This is a genomic window from Agrobacterium sp. InxBP2, assembly GCF_026191755.1.
GTDB classification, from domain to species: Bacteria; Pseudomonadota; Alphaproteobacteria; order Rhizobiales; family Rhizobiaceae; genus Agrobacterium; species Agrobacterium pusense.
Genome location: NZ_JAINDY010000020.1, coordinates 165,133 through 188,374, shown reverse-complemented (window position 1 = coordinate 188,374; position 23,242 = coordinate 165,133). Strand labels below are relative to the sequence as shown.

22 protein-coding genes and 1 riboswitch are annotated in these 23,242 nt (G+C 60.0%); of the genes, 15 read left to right on the top strand and 7 right to left on the bottom strand.

The features are described from left to right. Window positions 1-220 precede the first annotated feature (220 nt). Window positions 221-2,056, top strand: coding sequence for a dihydroxy-acid dehydratase (gene ilvD / locus K7A42_RS03850; RefSeq protein WP_006697627.1), 1,836 nt, complete (start codon window positions 221-223; stop codon window positions 2,054-2,056). Between the two features lie 450 nt (window positions 2,057-2,506). Further along, window positions 2,507-3,508: a serine hydrolase domain-containing protein gene (locus K7A42_RS03845; protein ID WP_282454885.1), complete on the top strand. Its 1,002-nt coding sequence runs from the start codon at window positions 2,507-2,509 to the stop codon at window positions 3,506-3,508. 5 nt (window positions 3,509-3,513) lie between these two features. On the opposite strand, the gene K7A42_RS03840 is transcribed toward K7A42_RS03845, so the two are convergent. After that, window positions 3,514-3,864, bottom strand: a complete 351-nt coding sequence (locus K7A42_RS03840) for a lysozyme inhibitor LprI family protein (protein WP_004442563.1) — start codon at window positions 3,862-3,864, stop codon at window positions 3,514-3,516. Between the two features lie 169 nt (window positions 3,865-4,033). Between K7A42_RS03840 and K7A42_RS03835 the strand changes: the two genes are divergently transcribed. Beyond that, window positions 4,034-5,440, top strand: coding sequence for a DegQ family serine endoprotease (locus K7A42_RS03835; RefSeq protein ID WP_022556525.1), 1,407 nt, complete (start codon window positions 4,034-4,036; stop codon window positions 5,438-5,440). Next, window positions 5,437-6,753 (top strand): replication-associated recombination protein A, encoded by a 1,317-nt coding sequence (locus tag K7A42_RS03830; RefSeq protein WP_282454880.1) that lies wholly within the window; start codon window positions 5,437-5,439, stop codon window positions 6,751-6,753. Before K7A42_RS03835 ends, K7A42_RS03830 begins: the two co-directional genes overlap by 4 nt. A gap of 80 nt (window positions 6,754-6,833) precedes the next feature. Here the strand turns inward: K7A42_RS03830 and K7A42_RS03825 are convergent, their stop codons facing one another. Continuing rightward, window positions 6,834-7,148: a DUF1883 domain-containing protein gene (locus K7A42_RS03825; RefSeq protein ID WP_004442557.1), complete on the bottom strand. Its 315-nt coding sequence runs from the start codon at window positions 7,146-7,148 to the stop codon at window positions 6,834-6,836. A 252-nt stretch (window positions 7,149-7,400) separates the two neighbouring features. On the opposite strand from K7A42_RS03825, the gene K7A42_RS03820 reads away from it, so the two are divergent. The 5 genes from K7A42_RS03820 to K7A42_RS03800 all read left to right on the top strand — a co-directional run bounded on the left by K7A42_RS03820 (window position 7,401) and on the right by K7A42_RS03800 (window position 13,768). Then, on the top strand, window positions 7,401-9,215 hold the full coding sequence (locus K7A42_RS03820; protein WP_142185193.1) for a methyl-accepting chemotaxis protein: 1,815 nt from the start codon (window positions 7,401-7,403) through the stop codon (window positions 9,213-9,215). Window positions 9,216-9,389: 174 nt separating this feature from the next. After that, on the top strand, window positions 9,390-10,658 hold the full coding sequence (locus K7A42_RS03815; RefSeq protein WP_142185195.1) for an extensin family protein: 1,269 nt from the start codon (window positions 9,390-9,392) through the stop codon (window positions 10,656-10,658). A gap of 498 nt (window positions 10,659-11,156) precedes the next feature. Beyond that, complete coding sequence (locus tag K7A42_RS03810; RefSeq protein WP_037092974.1) at window positions 11,157-11,978, top strand: sulfite exporter TauE/SafE family protein; 822 nt, start codon at window positions 11,157-11,159, stop codon at window positions 11,976-11,978. A gap of 105 nt (window positions 11,979-12,083) precedes the next feature. Continuing rightward, a complete protein-coding gene (locus K7A42_RS03805; RefSeq protein WP_282454879.1) occupies window positions 12,084-13,010 on the top strand; it encodes an ABC transporter ATP-binding protein in 927 nt (308 codons plus the stop codon). Continuing rightward, window positions 13,007-13,768: an ABC transporter permease gene (locus tag K7A42_RS03800; protein ID WP_004442548.1), complete on the top strand. Its 762-nt coding sequence runs from the start codon at window positions 13,007-13,009 to the stop codon at window positions 13,766-13,768. The genes K7A42_RS03805 and K7A42_RS03800 overlap by 4 nt, the downstream gene beginning before the upstream one ends. Window positions 13,769-13,846: 78 nt before the next feature. Here K7A42_RS03800 and ribB read toward each other — a convergent pair whose 3' ends face one another. The 4 genes from ribB to K7A42_RS03780 form a co-directional block, all read right to left on the bottom strand. After that, window positions 13,847-14,488, bottom strand: coding sequence for a 3,4-dihydroxy-2-butanone-4-phosphate synthase (gene ribB / locus K7A42_RS03795; protein WP_282454878.1), 642 nt, complete (start codon window positions 14,486-14,488; stop codon window positions 13,847-13,849). A gap of 120 nt (window positions 14,489-14,608) precedes the next feature. Next, window positions 14,609-14,758, bottom strand: a riboswitch (FMN riboswitch). A 158-nt stretch (window positions 14,759-14,916) separates the two neighbouring features. Then, the gene (locus K7A42_RS03790) at window positions 14,917-15,624 is read right to left on the bottom strand and encodes a TIGR02281 family clan AA aspartic protease (RefSeq protein ID WP_004442546.1); all 708 of its coding nucleotides are present in this window, start codon (window positions 15,622-15,624) and stop codon (window positions 14,917-14,919) included. Then, on the bottom strand, window positions 15,621-15,812 hold the full coding sequence (locus K7A42_RS03785) for a DUF1289 domain-containing protein (protein ID WP_006697635.1): 192 nt from the start codon (window positions 15,810-15,812) through the stop codon (window positions 15,621-15,623). Before K7A42_RS03785 ends, K7A42_RS03790 begins: the two co-directional genes overlap by 4 nt. A gap of 19 nt (window positions 15,813-15,831) precedes the next feature. After that, window positions 15,832-16,617: an adenosylcobinamide-GDP ribazoletransferase gene (locus tag K7A42_RS03780; protein WP_282454877.1), complete on the bottom strand. Its 786-nt coding sequence runs from the start codon at window positions 16,615-16,617 to the stop codon at window positions 15,832-15,834. Window positions 16,618-16,770: 153 nt separating this feature from the next. Between K7A42_RS03780 and cobT the strand changes: the two genes are divergently transcribed. After that, on the top strand, window positions 16,771-17,805 hold the full coding sequence (cobT, locus tag K7A42_RS03775; RefSeq protein WP_282454876.1) for a nicotinate-nucleotide--dimethylbenzimidazole phosphoribosyltransferase: 1,035 nt from the start codon (window positions 16,771-16,773) through the stop codon (window positions 17,803-17,805). A gap of 8 nt (window positions 17,806-17,813) precedes the next feature. Continuing rightward, complete coding sequence (locus K7A42_RS03770; protein WP_004442540.1) at window positions 17,814-18,218, top strand: diacylglycerol kinase; 405 nt, start codon at window positions 17,814-17,816, stop codon at window positions 18,216-18,218. A gap of 60 nt (window positions 18,219-18,278) precedes the next feature. Here the strand turns inward: K7A42_RS03770 and pdhS2 are convergent, their stop codons facing one another. Then, window positions 18,279-19,814, bottom strand: a complete 1,536-nt coding sequence (gene pdhS2, locus K7A42_RS03765; protein WP_035211364.1) for a two-component system sensor histidine kinase PdhS2 — start codon at window positions 19,812-19,814, stop codon at window positions 18,279-18,281. Between the two features lie 108 nt (window positions 19,815-19,922). Here pdhS2 and K7A42_RS03760 point away from each other — a divergent pair, with 108 nt between their 5' ends. The 4 genes from K7A42_RS03760 (at window position 19,923) to K7A42_RS03745 (ending at window position 22,972) form a co-directional block, all read left to right on the top strand. Then, entirely contained in the window at window positions 19,923-20,516 is a 594-nt protein-coding gene (locus K7A42_RS03760) for a thermonuclease family protein (protein WP_072494593.1), read from the top strand. After that, window positions 20,509-21,165 (top strand): uracil-DNA glycosylase family protein, encoded by a 657-nt coding sequence (locus K7A42_RS03755; protein ID WP_207587150.1) that lies wholly within the window; start codon window positions 20,509-20,511, stop codon window positions 21,163-21,165. The genes K7A42_RS03760 and K7A42_RS03755 overlap by 8 nt, the downstream gene beginning before the upstream one ends. 67 nt (window positions 21,166-21,232) lie before the next feature. Beyond that, window positions 21,233-21,721 (top strand): Lrp/AsnC family transcriptional regulator, encoded by a 489-nt coding sequence (locus K7A42_RS03750; protein WP_003507846.1) that lies wholly within the window; start codon window positions 21,233-21,235, stop codon window positions 21,719-21,721. Window positions 21,722-22,006: 285 nt separating this feature from the next. Further along, window positions 22,007-22,972, top strand: coding sequence for an aliphatic sulfonate ABC transporter substrate-binding protein (locus tag K7A42_RS03745; RefSeq protein WP_004442522.1), 966 nt, complete (start codon window positions 22,007-22,009; stop codon window positions 22,970-22,972). Window positions 22,973-23,242 lie beyond the last annotated feature (270 nt).

The following is a 23,242-nucleotide window of genomic DNA, read 5'->3' as shown; positions in this document are numbered from 1 at the left end:
AAAACAGCGCCGGGCAGACGGAAATCGCGCATTTGTGATAGGCCGTCGTCCGCTCGCCCGCGTTAAGGGAAAGGCGTACCGTACCGAACCGTACTGTTTTGCCCTAAGGTGACAGTGACAGCGCTTGCGGTTTGCGTTAGAAACACCGCAAAATAGGGCAGAGGCAGCTTCCACCGCGTTGCGGGCAGGCGCGTTTCGCCCCGAGATTGAGGAAAACACCATGCCAGCCTATCGCTCAAGAACGACAACCCACGGCCGCAACATGGCGGGCGCGCGCGGCCTTTGGCGCGCCACCGGCATGAAGGACAGCGATTTCGGCAAGCCGATCATCGCTGTCGTCAATTCCTTCACGCAATTTGTGCCCGGCCACGTCCACCTCAAGGATCTCGGCCAGCTGGTTGCCCGTGAAATCGAGGCGGCCGGCGGTGTTGCCAAGGAATTCAACACCATCGCGGTCGATGACGGCATCGCCATGGGCCATGACGGCATGCTTTATTCGCTGCCCTCGCGCGAGATCATTGCTGACTCGGTCGAATATATGGTCAATGCCCATTGCGCCGATGCCATGGTGTGCATTTCCAACTGCGACAAGATCACCCCCGGAATGTTGAATGCTGCCATGCGCCTCAACATCCCCGCCGTCTTCGTGTCCGGTGGTCCGATGGAAGCGGGCAAGGTTGTCCTGCATGGCAAAACCGTCGCGCTCGATCTGGTCGACGCCATGGTGGCTGCCGCCGATGACAAGATTTCTGACGAGGACGTCAAGGTTATCGAGCGATCGGCCTGCCCGACCTGCGGTTCCTGTTCCGGCATGTTCACCGCCAATTCAATGAACTGTCTGACCGAGGCGCTGGGCCTGTCTCTGCCCGGCAACGGTTCGACGCTCGCGACCCATTCGGATCGCAAGCGACTTTTCGTCGAGGCCGGTCATCTGATCGTCGATCTGGCCCGCCGTTATTACGAGCAGGAAGACGAAACCGTTCTGCCGCGGACCATCGCCAACAAGGCGGCGTTTGAAAACGCCATGTCGCTGGATATCGCCATGGGCGGCTCCACCAATACAGTGCTGCATATCCTCGCTGCCGCGCACGAGGGCGGGGTGGATTTCACCATGGAAGACATCGACCGTCTTTCCCGCAAGGTTCCGTGCCTTTCGAAAGTCGCGCCCGCCAAGCAGGACGTTCACATGGAAGACGTTCACCGCGCGGGTGGTATCATGCGCATTCTTGGCGAGTTGGAGCGCGGCGGTCTGATCAACCGCGATACCTACACGGTGCATGAAGCGACGCTGGGTGACGCCATCGACCGCTGGGACATCACCCGCACCAACAGCGAGACGGTGCGTGAATTCTTCAAGGCGGCCCCCGGCGGCGTGCCGACGCAGGTTGCCTTCAGCCAGTCCTCGCGCTGGGACGATCTGGATACCGACAGCGACAATGGCGTCATCCGTTCGGTCGAGAAGCCTTTCTCCAAGGATGGTGGTCTTGCCGTGCTTTACGGCAACATCGCGCTCGACGGCTGTATCGTGAAGACGGCAGGTGTTGATGAGTCCATCCTGAAATTCAACGGCCCGGCGGTCGTTTACGAAAGCCAGGACGCGGCGGTTAAGGGCATTCTGGGCAACGAGGTCAAGGCGGGCGACGTCGTCGTCATCCGTTATGAAGGTCCTAAGGGCGGCCCGGGCATGCAGGAAATGCTCTATCCGACCAGCTACCTGAAATCCAAGGGCCTCGGCAAAGCCTGCGCGCTGATCACCGACGGTCGCTTCTCTGGTGGCACGTCAGGCCTTTCCATCGGCCACGCCTCGCCGGAAGCGGCACAGGGCGGCGCCATCGGCCTCGTGCGTCAGGGTGACCTGATCGAGATCGACATTCCGAACCGCACGATCAACCTGAAGGTTTCCGACGCGGAACTGGCCTCGCGCCGGGCCGAGCAGGAAGAGAAGGGCTGGAAGCCGGAAGCACCGCGCAAGCGCAATGTCACGACGGCGCTGAAGGCCTATGCGGCCTTTGCGTCGAGCGCAGACAAGGGTGCTGTGCGGATATTGCCGGAGTAATCCTGTCGCAGAGTGGGTTGGAAGGTTACGCCTGATGCGTCGCTTTCTTCCCGGAGTGCTCGAAGAGCAATATAAGCACGCTTCGTCACCCCGGACGGATCCGGGGTCCGGCGCGATCAAGTCCTCGATCGCAAGAGACTCTTCTTACGGCGCAGACGCGCCGTGCCTGATGCCGGATCAAGTCCGGCAGGACGGAGGAGAAAGCTCTCCACCTCCATTTAAATTGAGCCGCTCTCTGAGCGGCTTTTTGCTGTCTGAATTTGGAGTGAATTCGGCTCACAAACAGATTCAATTACTTCGCGGGATGATTCCTGATATCCATTCAACCTTTTGTTTTTCCATCGTAAATTTCGAACTGACTGCAGATTGTTTCTTGCCTGGCAGTCACATTGGAGTGATGTTCGTCCAGCGACCCTTTTCCAGAAAGCAGCGATGCCTAACTTCATCACCATGAAAAGACGAACCGCACTCGCCCTCATGGCATCGCTACCCTTCGCCTCACTTGCCCGTGCCCAGAGCGCCGGGAACAACGTCCGTTTCGATCCGTTGCTGCGGGAGGCGGATGCGTTTTCCAGCCTCAAGACCGTCATCGTCAGCATCGATGGCGAGGAGATCGCTAGCCGCGCCTATCATGGCGCCGGCTTGAACGGCTCCACCAATATCAAATCGGCCTCAAAATCGATCATCTCCGCGTTGGTCGGCATGGCGATTGATCGCAAGATTCTCCAAGGTGCGGACCAGCCGATCGCGACCATTCTGCGCGGTGAATTTCCGCAAAATCCCGATCCCCGGCTGGAGCGGATCACCGTCGGTAACCTCCTGTCAATGCAATCCGGTCTGGAGCGCATGTCCGGGCCGAATTACGGCCGTTGGGTCGCCAGCCGCAACTGGGTGCGGATGGCCTTGGGGTCGGGTTTCGCCGGAGAGCCCGGCGGCGGCATGCTTTATTCCACGGCGTCGACACATCTGCTGTCGGCGATATTGACGAAGGCATCCGGCCGTTCGACGCTTTCTCTCGCCCGAGACTGGTTTCGGCCCCTGGAAGGGTTTTCCATCGGCGGCTGGGAGCGCGATCCGCAGGGCATTTATCTCGGCGGCAACCAGATGGCGATGACCGCGCGGTCGCTGCTGGCCTTCGGTGAGCTTTACCGCAGGGGCGGCGTGACACCCGGTGGTGAGCGGTTGATTTCGCAGGACTGGATCGAGCAATCATGGCGACAGCGCACCAATTCGGTCTTCAACGGCGACGGTTACGGTTATTGCTGGTTCATCAGGGAGATGGCGGGCGAGACGGTCTATTATGCCTGGGGTTATGGCGGGCAGATGCTGTACATCGCGCCGGCAAAACGACTGTCCGTCGTGATGACCTCCCGTGAAGACGCGCCATCGGCCCGAACCGGTTATCGCGACCAGCTGCATGGCCTCATGGAGAACGTCATCCGCGCGGTGTGATCGGGTCAGAGCGGCCGGTTGATGCTCTGAAACGCCTCTCCGAGACGTTTCATGCGCTCCTCATAGGCGCCGGTAAGGCAGGCAACGTCGGCTGCACATTCCTGGCGCTTCTTCAGCCACTGGCTCTGCTCGTCGCGCAACGTGTCGCGGGCGCCCATGGCCATCAGCTGGGTTAGGATATCGAAGGTGGTGGCCATCTTCACGTCCTGATCGTTCAGGGCGCGGTTGTCGCAGATGGCCTTTTCATCCGCTGCGAGATCGGATTTCGTGCAGTCGAAACTTGCAGCACCGGCCGTTGAGAGGAGCGAGGAAGCAAAAAGGATGCCGCAGGCGAGGAGGGGCTTTTTCAAATGCATGGCTTGTCTCTGTTGAGGACTGCTGGTGCGGATGAAACCAAAATACGCCTTTGCTGGTTCCATCAGCGGAAGCCGCCGTGCCTGAAACCCACGGTCATCATCTTGCCGCTCTTTGCTTTACAGGCTTTGACGTTATAACTCCATCATACTGATGACGATGAGGAATCACATGCGAAGCGTGTTGAAGTATCTGTCCACCGGCTTTCTCGCCGCGCTCATTCTCCTGCCAGCGGGTGCCCGGGCGCAGGACAACAGGACCGTGCCGTCCAGCCACACGGAAATGCAGCTTTCCTTCGCGCCGCTGGTCAAGCGCACCGCCGGCGCGGTGGTGAATGTCTATGCCGAACGCATCGTGCAGCGGCGGTTGTCGCCCTTCGCCGGTGATCCCTTTTTCGAACAGTTTTTCGGGCAGCAAATGCCGAACCGCACGGAAAAGCAGTCGTCGCTCGGTTCAGGCGTCATCGTCACAGCCGGCGGTCTCGTGGTGACCAACAATCATGTCATTGACGGTGCTGACGACATCAAGGTGGCGCTTGCGGATGGGCGCGAATTTTCCTCCAAGGTTCTCATGAAAGATGATCGGGTCGATCTTGCCGTGCTGCAGATCGACGCCAAGGAGCAGTTCCCGGTGCTTCCGCTCGGCAATTCGGACAAGATCGAAGTCGGCGATCTGGTGCTGGCGATCGGTAACCCCTTCGGCGTCGGTCAGACGGTGACGAGCGGCATCGTCTCGGGCCTTGCCCGCAACCAGGTGACGCAGGGCGATTTCGGCTTCTTCATCCAGACCGACGCCTCCATCAACCCGGGCAACTCCGGCGGCGCGCTGATGAATATGGCTGGCGAGCTGATCGGCATCAACACTGCCATCTTCTCCAAGGGCGGCGGCTCGAACGGCATCGGTTTCGCTATTCCGGCCAATCTGGTCCGGGTTTTTGTGGCTGCTGCTGAACGGGGCGATGCGAACTTCCAGCGGCCCTATATTGGCGCAACCTTCGATCCCGTCACTTCGGATGTCGCGGAGGCCCTTGGCCTGCATCGCGCCCGGGGAGCGCTGGTCGTCAGCGTTGTCAAAGGCAGCCCCGCGGAAAAGGCCGGCATAGAGCCGGGCCAGGTGGTGACTGCGGTCAACGGATTGGAGGTGGAGCATCCCGATGCGCTCGGTTACCGCCTGACCACGGCCGGCATAGGCAAATCTGCTGAACTGACCGTCATGGACAAAGGCAAGGAAAAGAAGCTGACGATTGCACTTGATATCGCGCCCGAGACCGCTCCCCGCGACGAACGGCTGATCGAAGGCCGCAATCCGTTCGCCGGCGCGACCGTCGCCAATCTTTCGCCGAAGCTTGCTGACGAATTGCGCATGCCCTCGCAGGTCACGGGTGTCGTCATCACCGATGTGAAGCGTGGCTCGCCGGCTTATCGTGTCGGTTTTCTGCCGAAAGATGTGATCCTTTCATTGAACGGCGCAGATATCGGCTCCACGGCCGCTGTCGAAAAGGCGCTGGATGACAATCCTGGTTTCTGGCGGGTGGAAATCCTGCGTGACGGGCAGCGTATCCGGCAGTTCCTCCGATGAGTGACGATCTCTTCGCCCCGCAAGTGCCGGTGGAGGTCGCCAACCGGCGGCCTCTCGCCGATCGCCTGCGCCCGAAGACGCTGGCGGAAGTAAGCGGGCAGCCGCATCTGACGGGCGAGGAGGGCGTTCTGCGCCGCATGATCGATAGCGGCTCCCTGGGCTCGATGATCTTCTGGGGGCCGCCCGGCACTGGCAAGACGACGGTCGCCCGGCTGCTTTCCGGCGAGGCGGGGCTGGCTTTCGAACAGATATCAGCGATCTTTTCCGGCGTCGCCGATCTCAAGAAGGTTTTCGAAGCGGCGCGTGCAAGGCGCATGAACGGTCGCCAGACCCTGCTTTTCGTCGACGAAATTCACCGTTTCAACCGTGCGCAACAGGACAGTTTTCTGCCTGTCATGGAGGACGGCACCATTATTCTGGTGGGGGCGACCACCGAAAATCCCTCGTTTGAACTGAATGCCGCTCTGTTGTCGCGGGCCCGTGTCCTGACATTTCGATCGCATGACGAGGACAGTCTCAGCGAGCTTCTGAAGCGCGCGGAGGAGGCGGAGCAGAAGCCCCTGCCACTGACGGAGGATGCATGCGCAAGCCTGATCCGCATGGCCGATGGCGACGGTCGCGCGGTGTTGACGCTTGCCGAAGAAGTCTGGCGCGCGGCGCGGAAAGATGAAACCTTCGACACGGAAGGGCTCACGCGCATCGTGCAGCGCCGTGCGCCCGTCTACGACAAGAGCCAGGACGGCCACTACAATCTCATTTCCGCGCTGCATAAGTCGGTGCGTGGATCGGACCCGGATGCCGCACTTTATTATCTCGCCCGCATGTTCGATGCCGGCGAGGACCCGCTCTATATCGGCCGGCGGCTGGTGCGCATGGCGGTGGAAGATATCGGCCTTGCAGATCCGCAGGCGCTCGCCGTCTGCAATGCTGCCAAGGATGCCTATGATTATCTTGGTTCACCGGAGGGTGAACTTGCGCTGGCGCAGGCCTGCGTCTACCTCGCCACCGCTCCGAAATCGAATGCCGTCTATACGGCCTTCAAGGCTGCGATGCGCGCCGCGAAGGAAAATGGCTCGCTTGTTCCGCCCAAACACATCCTGAATGCACCGACCAAGCTGATGAAGGGCGAGGGATATGGTGACGGCTACCGTTACGATCATGACGAGCCGGACGCTTTTTCGGGTCAGGATTACTTCCCGGAAAAAATGGGGCGGACCACCTTTTACGATCCACCGGACAGAGGTTTCGAACGCGAAATCCGCAAACGTCTCGACTGGTGGGCGAAACTGCGTCGCGAGCGGGAATCGCGTTAGCCCTCATCTTCACAAAATGATTCAGGCGCTTGCCAAAAAGAGTCGCGAAACTGCGCTATCGCATTGTTTTTTCAAATAAGTCAGGATGCCTTGCGCTGAGGCGCGGCCTGCGGCTGCGCCGGCAGCATCTTGACCGATGATTCCGCCAGGCCATTATGCCCGTCGGCATCGATCACCAGATGCCAGTGCATCGTTTCGGGGATGGCGATCCGGATTGGCGACTTTTTCGCGACGCCGCCAAGATATTTGAAATCGAGCAATTCGGTGAAGCGCTGGAAATTCGCGCCCGTCATCAACCGGACATTGTTGATGGCCGAGAGAGATACTTCAATGATCGTGCCCGCCCGCAATTCCTTCAGGTCATAATGCGTGTAGCGGAAATTCGGCCGTGCCATCGCGCGCCTCCAAGTACCGGTATTGTGGCAAAAGAGGATAGGGAGGCAGGGTTAACGCTGCCTTTAAATTCGAGCGGTTTTCATCGAATTACTGGCTGTCCCGCCGGCGGCCAATGGCGATGGAGAGTATTTCAGGCCGTGTTCGACGCTCGTGAAGATAATACCAACGTATAATGGGCGTATTTAATCATAATAAATTTTTTCCCCTTAGCATCGGCTGGTCGAAGTGCACTCATCGGCGTTGGGGGGAATATGAAAAACGTCACTATATCTATGCGCCTATATGCGCTCGTCGCATTGTTTCTGGCAATCCTGACCGCAGCGCTGACATTCAGCCTGTTCGAAACCTTTGGCGAGATGGAACGCGAGCGCAAAGCCGGGCTTGCGGCGATGAACGAAACGGCCGTCGCTATTCTCGATCAATATTATCGCCTGGAACAAAGCGGCAGCTTGACGCGGGAGGCGGCACAGCAGCAGGCCAAGGTCACAATCGCGGCCATGCGGTATGGCAACGGCAGCGGTTATTTCTGGATCAACGATATGCACCCCAAAATGGTGATGCATCCGATCAAGCCGGAAATGAACGGAACCGATCTTACCGCCAACAAGGACCCGAACGGCAAGGCGCTGTTCGTTGAGTTCGTGAATACGGTCAAGGCGGGCGGTCAAGGCTTTGTCGATTATTACTGGCCGAAACCGGGTGCCCCGGAGCCGGTGGAGAAATTCTCCCATGTCGCCGGTTTCGCACCCTGGGGCTGGATCGTGGGTACGGGCGTTTATGTCGACGACCTCGAAGCGGTGTTCTGGAACGACGCGTATTTCAACATCGGCCTGTGCATCTTGTCCGGCCTTGTCGTCATTGCCGTGGCCGCCGCCGTCGTGCGTGGCGTCACTCGACCGATCGATCTCATCCGGCAGAGCATGAAGCAGATCGCCGATGGCGACGGCACGGCCGAAATCCGCTTCGCGGATCGCCGGAACGAAATCGGCGCGATTGCCAAGACGTTGCTGGTGCTGCGTGACAGCGTCAATGAGCGCAGCGCCCTGCAGGCGCGTGAGGCCGACCAGCAGCGGGCGCTGGAGGAAGCGCGTCGCGGTAACGAGATGGTCCTTCGTTCCGCATCCGAGCGGCAGGCCCATGCCATGGAGCGTCTGGGGGAGGCGCTCGAGGCGCTTGCCAATGGGGATCTGACTGTTTCGCTGACAGATATCGGCGACGACTACGAAAAGCTACGCACGGACTTCAATCGGGCCGTGGGTGCGCTCCATAGCGCCATCGAAGCGATTTCCCGGACCGGTCATGTCGTCAATGACAGCGCTGCAGATATCAGCGGCGCGACCGGCAATCTCTCGCGCCGGACCGAACAGCAGGCGGCGGCGCTGGAGGAAACGGCCGCAGCGCTTGACGAGATTACCGCCACGGTACGCACCGCATCCGAACGGGCCAATGAGGCGCGGCAGATGGTGCAGGACACGAAAAGCAGCGCCGGCCGCTCAGGCGAGATCGTGCGCAACGCGGTCGATGCCATGGGCCGCATCGAGGAATCGTCAAAGCGGATCGGACAGATCATTTCCGTCATCGACGAGATCGCCTTCCAGACCAACCTGCTGGCGCTGAATGCCGGCGTGGAAGCGGCGCGGGCCGGCGAGGCCGGACGTGGTTTCGCCGTGGTGGCGCAGGAGGTGCGCGAATTGGCGCAACGCTCCGCCAATGCCGCCAAGGAGATCAAGACCCTTATCAATCGCTCGGCGGAGGAGGTCGGCGGCGGCGTCGCGCTCGTCCGCTCCACGGGCGATGCACTGGAAGAAATCGTGGCGCTCGTAAACCGGGTCGAAGGTCACGTGAATTCCATCGCCACTGCGGCGCGGGAGCAGGCCACCGGCCTCCAGGAGATCAACACCTCCGTTAATCACATGGACCAGATGACACAGCAAAACGCGGCGATGGTGGAAGAAACGACCGCCGCCAGCCAGACGCTCGCCGAGGAAAGCCGCCAGTTGCGCTCGCTTCTGTCGCGCTTCGAACTTGGACATGATGCCGAGCGCGAGGTTTCGCGGGCGGCCTGACTTCAGGCGTCTCGATCTGATGAAGGGCGCGGTTCCGGCTGCGCCCTTTGTTTTGGGCTATCAAAACCAGCCATTCGTTATTTCCCGCAACCAATAAGGTTTCGTTTACCTCATTTCTTTAAAATTTGACCTGTATTGCCGCGGATAGCGGCCGCTGAAGGTACAGGTTCTCGTATGGCGTATGTTTCCCTTCCGCGTCGTCTTGTGACGTTGCTGATGATTTCCACGGTCATGGTGTCGTGTTCGGCGGAGGGCCTCGTGCCACCGGCGGAGGTGGACGGCACCACACGCGTGAGCGCAATCCGTTCGTCGCGGCAACAGGGCTACAGCGCGCCGGCAGGTGCCTTCCGTCAGGTTGAGCGGGCCGGACAGAGCAACGATTATCCCACGGCCATATCGCAGCCGATGCCGGAGCCTTATGCTTCGCAGGATCCGCTGCTGCAAACGCGCCAGGCAGGGCAGGGTTATTCCACCCTCGATGCACAGCATCAGGCACGCATGGCGGCTGGCGGTCATGGCAATCTGCCGGTGCAGGCGACGCAAAGCCAGGAGATGCCCCCGCAGCAAATGGCCAGCAGCCAGATTGCCGAGGGCGAAGGCGGCGTGAACATGGATTCCATGCTCGGCGTGGAGCCGGTGCGGGGACTGGCGGAGGAACAGGATGCCGAGATTGCCGAGGGGGCTTCGGCCCAGCCGGTGGTGGACGGCATCGGCACCGACAATCCGGTTGCGGTTTCTCCGGCGCGGCGCCAGTCCGGGCTCATTCCGCCGCCGCCACCCGGATCGTCCTCCCGCCGCCAGCCGGTGGAAGAGGTGGCTATGCTCATGCCGAATGATCCGACCGTTCGCGGCGGACTTCAGAGCGACCGGTCCATGCCGCCCGGCATCATGCCGTCTTCGGAGGTTGCCTGCCGCGCCGAGCTTCGCCGTCTGGGTGTCGCTTTTCGCGACGTCGCCCGTATTGCCGACGGGCCGACCTGCGGCATCGATTACCCGATCGAACTCAGCGGTCTCGCCAGCGGCGTCGCAGTTCGTCCGGCGGTGAAGCTCAATTGCCAGGTTACGCTTGCCTTTGCGAAATGGGTGAAGTTCGAACTCGTACCGTCCTCGCGTTTCCGCTATCTCTCCGGCGTCGGCCGCATAACGCCGATGGGTGGTTATTCCTGCCGCAAGATGAATTCCCGTTCCAGCAATCCGTGGTCGGAACATGCGCGGGGCAACGCCATCGATATCGGCACCATCACGCTGAAGAACGGCAAGGAAATCGATGTCCGCAAGAAGAGTTTCTTCGCTTTCCGCGAAAAGGCACTGCTGAAGGCCGTCAGATCGGATAGCTGCAAATATTTCTCCACCGTTCTCGGGCCGGGCAGTGACCCCAACCACTGGAACCATTTTCACTTCGACCTGCGTACCCGCAAGTCAGGTTACAGGCATTGCGATTAAGTCGCGCCGTTGGAGGTTGGCGGCTGAGTTTGAAAGCGTCTCCTCCGTCATGCTCGGGCCTGTCCCGAGCATCTGCAACGCCGCTATTGGCGATACGTCGGCAGATCCTTGGCACAAGGCCGAGGATGACGTCGAACACGGAGTGTGGCTTGTCATAGGGCTGCCGCCGATGACATAGGCGACGGATTTTTGGATATGGTCGGAATGACGAAGCTTGAGGATGTCTCGCTGCCGCTAGCTCGATAATCGCCCGCCACATTCCCACAAAAAAAGACCGGCCCGAAGGCCGGTTGAAGAAGACAGCCTTATCGGGGGGATATCGGCGTCTTTGCAAGGGCATGAAATGGGAAGCGATCCCACAGAACGGTCCATCCGGCGCGGATTTGAGGCAAAAGATGTCGCGCCGTACTGACCTGCGGCCAACATGGCTTGCCGCCCTTTTCTGATACGCTATGAGCGTCACATGTTTGTGACAACGGCCTTCGGGAGCCTGCCTTCATGCCCCCAGTTTCAGAGATAATGATCTTCGCTGCGGCACTTGCTGCTGCGGGTGTGGTTGCAGGCCTTCTGGCCGGCCTGTTCGGTATCGGCGGCGGCGCGGTGCTGGTGCCGGTTTTTTACCAGGTCTTCGGACTTCTGGATGTGCCTGAGGCGGTGCGCATGCATCTTTCGCTCGGAACGTCTCTGGCCATTATCGTGCCGACGTCCATCCGCTCGTTCCTGACGCATCGCCAGAAGGGCGCCGTCGATATCGAGCTTCTGAAAGGCTGGGTCGTCGCCGTGCCGCTTGGCACCGTTCTCGCCTCTATCGTTGCAGCCTATGCCTCGAGTGTGGCGCTGCGCCTGATCTTTGCCTTCATCGCGCTCGCGCTTGCCTTCCGGATGATCTTCAACCGGGCGAGCTGGCATCTCGGTTCCGATCTGCCGCCAAACCCGGCCCGTTTTCTGGTGGGCACCGGCATCGGGCTGTTTTCCGGGCTGATGGGCGTGGGCGGCGGGGTGATGAATAACACCTTCATGACGCTTTACGGACGCAGCATTCATCAGGCGGTTGCCACCTCTTCCGGTGTCGGCGTGTTGATTTCGCTGCCGGGGCTTGCGGGTTACATCTGGGCCGGTTGGGGCGATGCGGGGCTGCCGCCATTTTCCACCGGCTTCATCAACTGGATCGCCGTGGTGCTCCTGATCCCCATTACCCTTGTCGTCGCGCCCTATGGTGCACGGCTGGCGCATGCGCTCAGCAAGAAGCAGCTGGAGCGGGCCTTCGGCGTGTTTCTGGTTTTCGTCGCAGCGCAGTTTTTCTATAGCGTCTACGGCTGATTTTCCGCTCCCGCCGAACGCAGTGTTCAGTCCGCCGGTCTGGCATTTGCAACCTCTGCGGTCTATATGGCGTTCATCTTACTCGGTTTTTCGAAAGAATTCGCCATGAATGCCATTGTTTCGATACGGAATCTGACCAAATCCTACGCAAATGGCTTCCAGGCGCTCAAAGGTGTCAGCCTCGATATCCGGGAGGGGGAGATACTCGCTCTTCTCGGCCCCAATGGCGCCGGCAAGACGACACTGATCTCGATCATCTGCGGTCTCGTCAATCCGGGTGACGGTTCGGTGCTGGTTGGCGGGCACGATGTGGTGAAGGATTTTCGCCAGACCCGCGCCCTCATCGGCCTCGTGCCGCAGGAACTGACGACCGACCAGTTCGAGACGGTTTGGAACACCGTCAGCTTTTCGCGCGGACTGCACGGACAGAAGAAGAATCCGGAGCTGATCGAACGCATCCTCAAATCCCTGTCGCTCTGGAACAAGAAGGACAACATGCTGCGGGAGCTTTCCGGCGGCATGAAGCGGCGTGTGCTGATTGCCAAGGCGCTGGCGCACGAGCCGACGGTCCTGTTTCTCGATGAGCCGACGGCGGGTGTGGATGTGACCCTGCGCCGCGACATGTGGAATGTGGTCTCCGAGCTGCGCGCCAGGGGTGTCACCATCATTCTCACCACGCATTACATCGAGGAGGCGGAAGAAATCGCCGACCGGGTGGGTGTCATCAATGGTGGCGAATTGCTGCTGGTGGAAGAAAAGACGGCATTGATGAAGAAACTCGGCCGCAAGCAGCTTTTTCTTGCGCTTTCCCAGCCGGTGGAGACTTTGCCGCAAAGTCTCGCGCCCTTCGGCCTCACGCTTTCCGAAGATGGCTGCACCATCACCTATGAAATCGAGGATAATGGCGAGCAGGGACGCATTGCCGATGTTCTGAGCGCGCTTTTCGCCGCCAACATCCATTTCAAGGATATTTCCACGCGGCAGAGTTCGCTCGAAGATATCTTCGTTTCGCTGGTGGGAGGCCAGAAATGAATTTCGAAGCCATCAAGTCCATCTACCTGTTCGAAATGGCGCGCACCCGCCGCACCCTGCTGCAAAGCGTGGTCTCTCCGGTCATTTCCACCTCGCTATATTTTATCGTGTTCGGCACAGCGATCGGTTCGCGGATTCAGGAGGTTGGTGGGGTTTCCTATGGCGCTTTCATAACGCCCGGCCTCATCATGCTGACGCTTCTGACGCAGTGCATCGGCAACGGCTCCTTCGGCATCTACTTCCCGAAATTCACCGGCACCATCTATGAAATCCTCTCCGCACCGGTGGCGATGACGGAAATCCTTGTCGGCTATGTCGGAGCGGCGGCGACAAAGGGGCTGATGATCGGTACGATCATCCTGATAACCGCGTCGTTCTTCGTGGATATCAGCATCGCCCATCCGTTCATGATGATCCTGTTTTTTGTGCTGACGGCTGTGAGTTTCAGCCTGTTCGGCTTCATCATCGGCATCTGGGCAACAAATTTCGAGCAGTTGAACCTCATTCCCATGCTGGTGGTGCCGCCGCTGACCTTCCTCGGCGGCAGCTTTTATTCCATCGACATGCTGCCGCCCTTCTGGCAGACGGTCAGCCACTTCAATCCCGTGCTTTATCTCATCAGCGGCTTCCGCTGGAGTTTCTACGAGATCGCTGACGTCAATCCCGTCATCAGTCTGGCTATGATCACGCTGTTTCTGGCGCTATGCCTCGGCGTTGTCGGCTGGATGTTCAAGACAGGGTATCGGTTGCGCAACTGATCAGAAACGCTCTCCTGAAAATTCGACGCCCGGTCTGCGCCGGGCGTTCTCGTATTCAAAGCACAACGCGAGCGCAGGTCAGGCGACCTGCTTCTGCGCCACTTCCTCGACAACCTCACCCTCGAGATAGGAAACGAGGTCCTTGATCGTCACGACCAGCAGGCCGTGGCGCTCGGCGAAGACTTCGAGCTGGGGCAGGCGGGCCATGGTGCCGTCGTCATTGGCGATTTCGCATATCGTGCCGGAGGGAAATTTCCCGGCGAGACGGCAGAGATCAACGGCGGCTTCGGTATGGCCCGTGCGTCCGAGAACGCCCTGCGGGTTGGCGCGCAGCGGGAAGATATGGCCCGGGCGAGCGAAATCTTCGGGGCGCGAGCCTTCCGATACCAGCGCGCGCACGGTCTTTGCGCGGTCGGCGGCGGAAATGCCCGTCGTGGTGCCGGGAACGTAATCCACCGACACGGTGAAGGCCGTCTTGAGGGATTCGGTATTGCGCGACACCATCAGCGGAATGTCTAGCGCGTCGAGGCGCTCTCCGGGCATGGCCACGCAGATCAGCCCCCGTGCATGGTTCATCATGAAGGCGATCTGCTGGGGAGTGATGCTGTCGGAGGCGGCGATGATATCGCCTTCGTTTTCGCGATCTTCGTCGTCAACCACAATCACCATCTCGCCGCGGGAAATGGCGTTAATGGCGTCTTCAATTCTGGCAACTGTCATTCTATTTCAAGCCTTTCAAGGGTTATGCCGTTTTGCGGCATTTTCGCGCTTCGAGAAGCGCCAAATATCCCTTGGGCGAACAATGCAATACGAAGCCCGCTAACGCGCAGGCGTCCCATGCCTTGTCCTCTTTCATCCGGACTATACCGTCGGCTCCGGCCTCTCACCGGATCTGCTGACCTTCCGGCTTTGGAAACCGGAAGCGCTCGCGGGCTCCGGGAAAGTCCCGATACCGCCGGTGGGGAATTGCGCCCCGCCCTGAGAACAGCAACAACTTAAATTATCAAATGCGAGGGAATCAAGGGGCAATGGCCCGCCGCAGCCGTTGCGCGTGAAAAGAATATCCCGATTGCAGACGCGAAGAGGAATTTCCTTTCCGGACCAGGACGTGAGAAAACTCCCCGAAATGAATCTCGAGGGGGCAGTGCTCACCGATCCCGCAACCGCAATTCGTCGGTCTGCATCTGCAGCGAACCAAGCGTTGACAAAAAGCTCATGCCAAGCAGGCTCTGGCCCAATTGGCCATCCTGGGCGACGAGGGCGGGGATGTTGCGTCGTACGATCGGGCCAATGCTGATTTCCGACAGCGTGACGGGTGCTGCTGCCGTGCGGCCATTGGCGGTCATTACCGGTACGGTATAGCGAAGATTTGTGGTGTCGATGCCGATTGCGGTCGCATCCGCATTTGCGAGCACCACGGAGCTGGCGCCTGTATCGACCAGCATGTGGATCGTCCTGCCCTCAATCCCGACATTCGCTTCGAAGTGGCCGCTCATGGATTTGTGCAGCACGATTTCCTGCTCGCCTGCCGATGTTGTCACCACGACGGCGCGGCCGGGCATCAGACCGCCGAGCAGCCGGTCGCCGAAGGATTGCAGGTCGTAGCGATAGAGATAGAGCGAGACGAGGCCGAGGATGATGACGAGCCAGACGGCGAGCTGCCGGATGACGGTGCCGAAGTTGCCGCGTCTTCCCGCCAGAATGCCGGCCGACAGCAGCCCTGCGATGGGCAGAAGATAAAGGACCTGGGCAAACTGATCATTATCGATGCCGAGCGTTCGGCCACCATTATGATTAACGACGAGCAGGCCAAGGCCGACGGCCAGCAGAAGGAGAACGATGGTCAGTCTGTTCATGCGGTATGTGTCTCCTTGGCGGACTCGGACAGATTTGCCAATCTTTGCGGCAGCGCGCGCATGATCAAGCGGCGCGTCTCGTCGCTATAACCCGTCCAGCCGCCGATTTCATCCAGCGTGCGGCCGCAGCCGATGCAGAGAGTGTGGGTCGTGTCGAGGCGACAGATCTGGACGCAGGGTGTTTCCATGGTGATTTATATCAGGCCCTCATGCCGCAAGGGCAAGTGCGACGAGAATCACGATCTCCGTGATCTGCTGGCAAGCCCCAATGGTATCCCCGGTATGGCCGCCAATCTTCCTCTCGCACAGCCTGCCGAACAGCATGGCCGCGATGACCGCCACCGCCAGCACAAGCGCGATCTCAAACAGTGGCAGCGCGTGCAGCGTGAACAATATGAAGAGAAGAAGCCCGGCGGCCAGCGCGATGTTGCGTTCGCTTTCTCCGGGCTGGCCGGCATTGACGGCGATGCCGGAGGTCTTGGCGGCGGGCAGGGACTGCCAGTGCCACACCATCAGCGCGCGGCTCGTGACAAGCGCTGCAATCAGACAGGCGGCAGCGGTTTTGCCCGGCAGGGTTTCGATCAGCGAGGCGAGTGCAGTGGCGCGGAGCGCGAAGGAAAGAACCATGGCAATGGTGCCATAACTGCCGATACGGCTGTCCTTCATGATTTCAAGCATACGAGACTTGTCCCTGCCGCTGCCGAAACCGTCGGCCGTGTCGGCAAGCCCGTCCTCATGCAGCGCGCCTGTCATGAGCGCCGTCAGGCCGATGGCGAGCCACCCGGTGAGCTGCGGAGAGGCATCGAAGCGAGCAAACACGACAACCAGGAAAGCGGCGGGCAGGGCGATCAGCAGTCCCGCGGCGGGGAAGGCACGGGCGGCCCGGCCCATCGGCACGCCCGAGTCGCCTTCGAAGAATCGCGAAGGGACGGGCAGGCGGCTCAGAAAGGCGAGGGAATGCATGACATCTGTTATAAAATCCCGGGCCTTCATGCTCTCTCCGTTGCAGTCGCTGCATTTCCGGTTGTTCCGCGGCGCATCCGCTATTATGAGAGGCGCAACAAAGACCGATTTGCCGGAAAACACAAGTTTCCGGACGCATGAGCCGATGCGAAAGCCAAACCGGCTATGAGAGAGACTGATATCATGAGCATGAGCGGATTGCCCTTCGATGATTTCCGCGCGCTGCTGCGCGAGCTTCCCGGCCCGGACACGCACGCGCTTGTTGCGGCGAAGGAGCGCAATGCGCAGCTGACGAAACCTGCCGGTTCGCTCGGCCGTCTCGAAGAAATCGCCATGTGGCTTGCCGCCTGGTCCGGCCGTTCGCCTGCCGTCAACCGTCCGCTGGTGGCAATCTTCGCCGGCAATCACGGCGTGACCCGCCACGGCATCACGCCCTATCCGACGTCTGTGACCCAGCAGATGGTGGAAAATTTTGCCGCCGGTGGCGCGGCGATCAACCAGATCTGCGTGGCCAATGATCTCGGCCTGAAGATTTTCGATCTGGCGCTGGATTACCCGACCGGCGATATCACCTGTGAACCGGCGCTTTCGGAGCGTGACTGCGCCGCCACCATGGCCTTCGGCATGGAGGCGATTGCCGGCGGCACCGATCTTCTCTGCGTCGGTGAAATGGGCATCGGCAATACCACGATAGCGGCTGCGATCAATCTTGCGCTTTATGGCGGTACGGCGGAAGAATGGACCGGTCCGGGCACCGGTTCGGAAGGTGACGTCATGGCCCGCAAGATTGCCGCGGTTAAGTCGGCGGTAGAGTTCCACAAGGACCACCTGTCCGATCCGCTGGAAATCATGCGTCGTCTCGGCGGACGCGAAATCGCGGCGATTGCAGGTGCCATTCTTGCTGCGCGCGTGCAGCGCATTCCCGTGCTGATAGATGGTTATGTGGCAACGGCCGCCGCGGCGTTGCTGAAGGCTGCCAATTCCTCTGCGCTCGATCATTGCCTTATCGGCCATGTCTCGGGTGAGCCGGGCCATCTGGCAGCCATCGAAAAGCTTGGCAAGACACCGCTTCTGGCGCTTGGAATGCGTCTTGGCGAAGGCACCGGTGCGGCCCTTGCCGCCGGCATCGTCAAGGCCGCCGCCGCCTGCCACTCCGGCATGGCGACGTTTGAGGCAGCGGGTGTCGACACACGCATCACCGCGCCCACCAATCATTGAGGCTGAAGATGGACGCGACGCCGCACATGCCACCACCAGAACCGGTCTTCCGTAAAGAAAAGGGCTGGCGGCATCTGTTCGCTGCCGCGCGCTATTCCCTGCAGGGGCTCGGCCGGCTTTGGCAGGAAGCTGCCTTTCGTCACGAAGTTCTTGCCTTCTGCGTCGGGCTTGGCCTGCTTCTGGTCGTGGGCGCGCCGTTTGCGCATCTTCTCGTTTTCACGGTGTTGATGCTGCTTTTATTCTCGGTGGAAGCGCTCAATACCGCCATTGAGGAACTGGTGGACCGCATTTCGCCGGAAATTTCCTCCGTGGGCCGCCACGCCAAGGATCTCGGCTCCTTTGCCGTCTTCTGCCTGTTGATGGCGAACGGATTTTTCGTGCTGTATTCGCTGGTGACGACGCTGTTCTTCTGAGGTTGCCAGCTTCAAGGCATTTCCAGGTGGAAAGCCGGGCGACGCCTTCCTGTGGGCGCCTTAAGCGAAGGACCGTCGGCGTGGCTGGATGGCATGGGTTTCTTCGACCGCGGGCAGGCTCTGGAGCACGCGTTTCGCGGGCAGGATGGCGATGCCTTCCGTGCCCTCACGCAGTTTGGATTTCAGAATGAACTGGCCGTCATGCTTGGCGAGGATGGCCTGAACGATGGGCAGGCCAAGGCCGGTTCCCTGCTCGGCGCTCTTGATCGCGATTGATCCCTGACCGAAGGCTGACAGCACCACCGGAATTTCCTCCTCGGGAATGCCTGGGCCATTGTCCCTGATCGACACATATTGGCCGCCGCCGGCCGTCCAGCCCGCCTTTACGAGAATTTCTCCACCCTGCGGGGTGAACTTGACGGCGTTGGACAGCAGGTTGAGGACGACCTGGCGGATCGATTTTTCGTCCGCCCAGACCTGCGGCAGGCTGTTTTCAAACTGCTGGGAGATCCTGATGTTCTTGGCGCGGGCGCGAAGCTGGATCATGCCGATGCAATCTTCGGCGATTTCCAGCATCGAGATCGCTTCTTCGTTCAGGTCATAACGGCCCGCCTCGATGCGCGACAGGTCGAGGATTTCGTTGATGAGATCGAGCAGATGCTGGCCGGAGCGGTGGATATCGCCGGAATATTCCTTGTAGAGCGGATTGTTGAGCGGCCCCAGCACCTCCGAGGACATGACCTCGGAGAAGCCGAGAATGGCGTTGAGGGGCGTGCGCAGCTCGTGCGACATGGAGGCGAGAAAGCGCGACTTGGCCAGATTGGCCTCTTCCGCGCGTCGCCGCGCCTCGTCGGAAACCGAATTGGCGACTTCGAGCTCGGCGATCAGGTCGTCCTTTTCCGTCTGCGAGGAGAGGAGCTTGATGCTGGTCTGGTAAAGCCGGCTGGTGATGCGGTGGCAGAACAGGATCGCCATGCCGAACATCAGCGCAAGACCGACATCGAATGGATCGCGCGAGAAGACAGAGGTGACGCAGAGAGCCGCCAGCACCGGCAGGAAAGTCATGAAGGTTGCCCGCCGCAGCATGAAATTGGCCGTGGCGGTGAGCGAGAGCGCGATCAGCAGCGTCGAGCCCTTGAAGAAAAGCACGAGCGTCGGGTCATTACGCGTTGGCTCCGCCAGCGCGAACATCGCCCAGATGCACCCGATGACGATCTGCATTCCGAGAAAGAGATTTTTCCAGTGCAGGAGGTTTTCGGCGGTGATCTCCTGTTTTGCAGCCCGTTTGGCGAGCATCAGCGAAATGGCGTGGAAACTCAATGCAGCCAGCGACCAGATGATGAGGCTGATATCGCGGGTTATGTAAACGCCGATGATGGAGGCAAGCACGATGAAAAGCGGCATGATCATCGCGCCCTGCAGGGTCTCGGCGATGTGCATGGTCAGCATCTCGCGTTCATAGGCGTCGCTTGCGCCTGCACCTTGCTGCAAGCGTTCACGCGTCGTCTTCACCGCGTCGAAAACCGCCTTGTTGCGATGTTTTTTCGAGCGGTCGACGATGATCTTGTCGGTGGACGTGCTGACGCTTTTACTCATTGTTACAACGCAGGGTGACATGAACCCTTGCAGACTACGCCCAAAATCTTAAGAAGATGCTGCCGTGAAAGGATTTGTTTGCCATCTCTGACAAGGGTTTGTTGTTACATGAGACGAAATGGAGGCAGGCGCGGGGGTTTTTCCGCAGTCCGCGACGGCGGCCTGTTCCTTGCTACGGTTTTTCTAGGGGTTCTGATTGCCGCCAAGCTCGATCATATCAACAGCGAAACCTATGGCGGCCGCTTCTTCGTGATTGATGGCGACACGCTCTCCAAGGGCAAGGAACGTTTCCGGCTGCTCGGCATCGATGCGCCGGAGCTTGCGCAGACATGTCTGCGCGGGGGCGAAAGCTGGCCATGTGGCGAGGAGGCGCGCCGTGTGCTGCAACGGCTGGCCGCGCCAGCGGATTTCTCCTGCTCCGGCAGTTCCAGAGATCGATACGGGCGACTGCTCGTCTATTGTTCCGCCGGCGGCAGGGATGTTTCGTCGGACATGGTGTCGGCCGGTTTTGCCGTCGCGTCGGGATATTTCCAGTTTTCGAGCGAGCAGGAAGCCGCGCGCAGGCAGGCGCTGGGCATCTGGGCGGGAGAATTCGAAAAGCCCTCGCAGTGGCGGAGGGATCACCGTGCCGCGGATATGGAAACGCCGGCGGCGGGTTTCCTCACCATCGTCCGCCATCTTCTGGGGTGGGATCATGGCTGAAGGAGAGAGGGTTGGGCCAGTGCATGATGATGGGCTGGACGGGCTGCGCGGTGAGATTGCCCGCTGTCGTCTCTGTCGCGACATGCCGCTCAAGGGAATGGCTGACCGCCTGCCGCATGAACCCCGGCCGGTGGTCGTCATGTCGGCAAGACCACGCATTCTGATTGCCGGGCAGGCGCCAGGGCTGCGCGTGCATGAAACGGGCCTGCCATTCAACGATGCTTCCGGCGACAGGCTGCGCCAGTGGCTGAATGTCGACCGGGAGACATTTTACGATCCGGATCGTTTCGCCATCGTTCCCATGGGGTTCTGTTTTCCCGGTTATGATGACAAGGGAAGCGACCTGCCGCCACGGCGGGAATGCGCCCCGCACTGGCGCACGCGGGTCATGGCGGCGATGCCGCAGGTGGAGCTGATCCTCGCGATCGGCCAATATGCCCAGGCTTTTCACCTGGGTGAAAGACGATGCAAAACCATGACCGAAACGGTGCAAAACTGGCGCAGCTATCTTCACGCCAATTCCGGCCCCGGCATTCTTCCTTTGCCGCATCCGAGCTGGCGCAACACGGGGTGGCTGAAAAAGAACCCGTGGTTTACGGAGGAACTGTTGCCGGTTCTGCGACAACATGTGGAAATGAGGCTTTGGTGAAACAATTTTCTGTTTTTCCGCAAAAATTAGTGTATTGAAAGGAAATTAATTCAGGAGGGTAGACGCATTGGATCGCCTAGACCGTAAGATTTTGCGCATTCTGCAAGAGGATTCCACGCTGGCTGTTGCCGATTTGGCGAAGAAGGTCGGCCTTTCCACGACGCCCTGTTGGCGGCGTATCCAGAAGATGGAAGAAGACGGCGTCATCCGCCGGCGTGTGGCCCTGCTCGATCCGGTCAAGGTCAATACCAAGGTCACGGTTTTCGTCTCCATCCGCACCGCCTCCCATTCCATCGAATGGCTGAAGCGCTTCTCCGAAGTGGTTTCCGAATTCCCGGAGGTTGTCGAATTCTACCGTATGAGCGGTGATGTCGACTATCTGCTGCGCGTCGTCGTGCCCGATATCGCCGCCTATGACGCTTTCTACAAGCGGATGATCGCCAAGATCGAAATCCGCGACGTCTCCTCCGCCTTTGCGATGGAGCAGATCAAATATACGACGGAACTGCCGCTCGATTACATGCTGCTGGATAATCCTAAATCCGGCGAAGAGTGATCCGTCGCTGGTCAGTTTTTGATCAACGCCCTTTCCGGCCGCCGGGGAGGGCGTTTTAATTCGTGGGTGGTTTTTTGGGCGTCGGTCGGGCCTGCCAGGGCTGATACTGTCGGAAGGTCCGTCCGGTAGCTGCCGCAGAGGCACGACAATTCTATTTCGCCGGTAACGGCAAATTCGCACATTCAATTCTCTCAACGCCGTCTGCGCGCAAACCAGGATTTTGATAAAATCGCTCGAATATCTACGCTTTTACTGTCGAAGGATGGAATAGCGAGGGATATCCATATGCTGACACGACGCGGAACATTGGGATTGATTGCAGGTGCGACCGGGGCGGTGTTTCTGCCGCATATCCGGCGCGCGAGCGCCGCAACCACGACGTTGCGGATTGGCTGGCAGAAGAATGGCGTGATAGCGCTCGCGAAGAGCCAGGGCGCGCTCGAAGCGCTGCTGAAGGATCGCGGCATCGAGGTCAAGTGGTCTGAATTTTCCTCCGGGCCGCCGCTTCTTGAAGCGCTGGGTGCCGGTGCGCTGGATATCGGCCCGACCGGCGATGTGCCGCCGCTTTTCGCGCAGGCCGCCGGCGGCAATCTGCGTTATGTCGGCACCTACAAGGCGGCGGCAGGCGGATCGGCGATCCTCGTGCAAAAGGATTCGCCGCTGAAGACGCTCCAAGACCTGAAGGGCAAAAAGGTCGCCTTCAAGCGCGGCTCCAGCGCTCATAACGTCACTGTGAAGGCGTTGCGAAAGGCGGGGCTGACCTTGGCAGACATCACGCCCGTCGATCTTGCCCCGCCGGATGCGGCGGCCGCCTTCCGAAGCGGCAGCATCGATGCCTGGTCGATCTGGGATCCTTATTTCGCCGTGGCAGAGAAAGAGCCGACGACGAGGGTACTCTCGACAGCCGAAGGCATCGTCGATCCGTGGAGCTACTTCCTCGCCAATGGCGATTTTGTTGAAAGTAACCCCGATCTCGTGCCGCTGATCCTGAAGGAACTGGCGAATGTGGGTGCGAAAGCGCAGACCAACATCGACGCGACAGCCAAGTCGCTGTCGGCCATCACCGGTGTCCCCGAGGATGTCACGAAGGTCTCGCTGACGCGCCCCGGTGCCGACCTAGGACGGGTCTCGCTGGTTCCGGATGAAGCCATCGCCTATCAACAGGCGCTTGCGGACGAGTTCTACGATCTGAAGATCGTGCCGAAGAAGCTCAAGGTGGCGGATATCGTCTGGCGTCCCAAGGCGAGTTGACGGGCGGAAAGTGGAGTCTCTTCAACCGGCTGGCGGATCTTGCTCAGAGGTTGATTCAGGCCGTTGGTGTTAAATGTGAGGCGATTGGATGCCGCTTGTTTCTTCTCCCCGTGGGGGAGAGGTTCGCGGCAGCGGGATGAGGGGGCGAGGGTAGAGATAGACCGAGAGCCAGCCCCCTGATCCGACCCTTCGGGCCACCTTCTCCCCGGCGGGGAGAAGAAAATTGCCGCCACGTCGGGCACCAGCCATGACCTTTGTGAAGGACGAGGC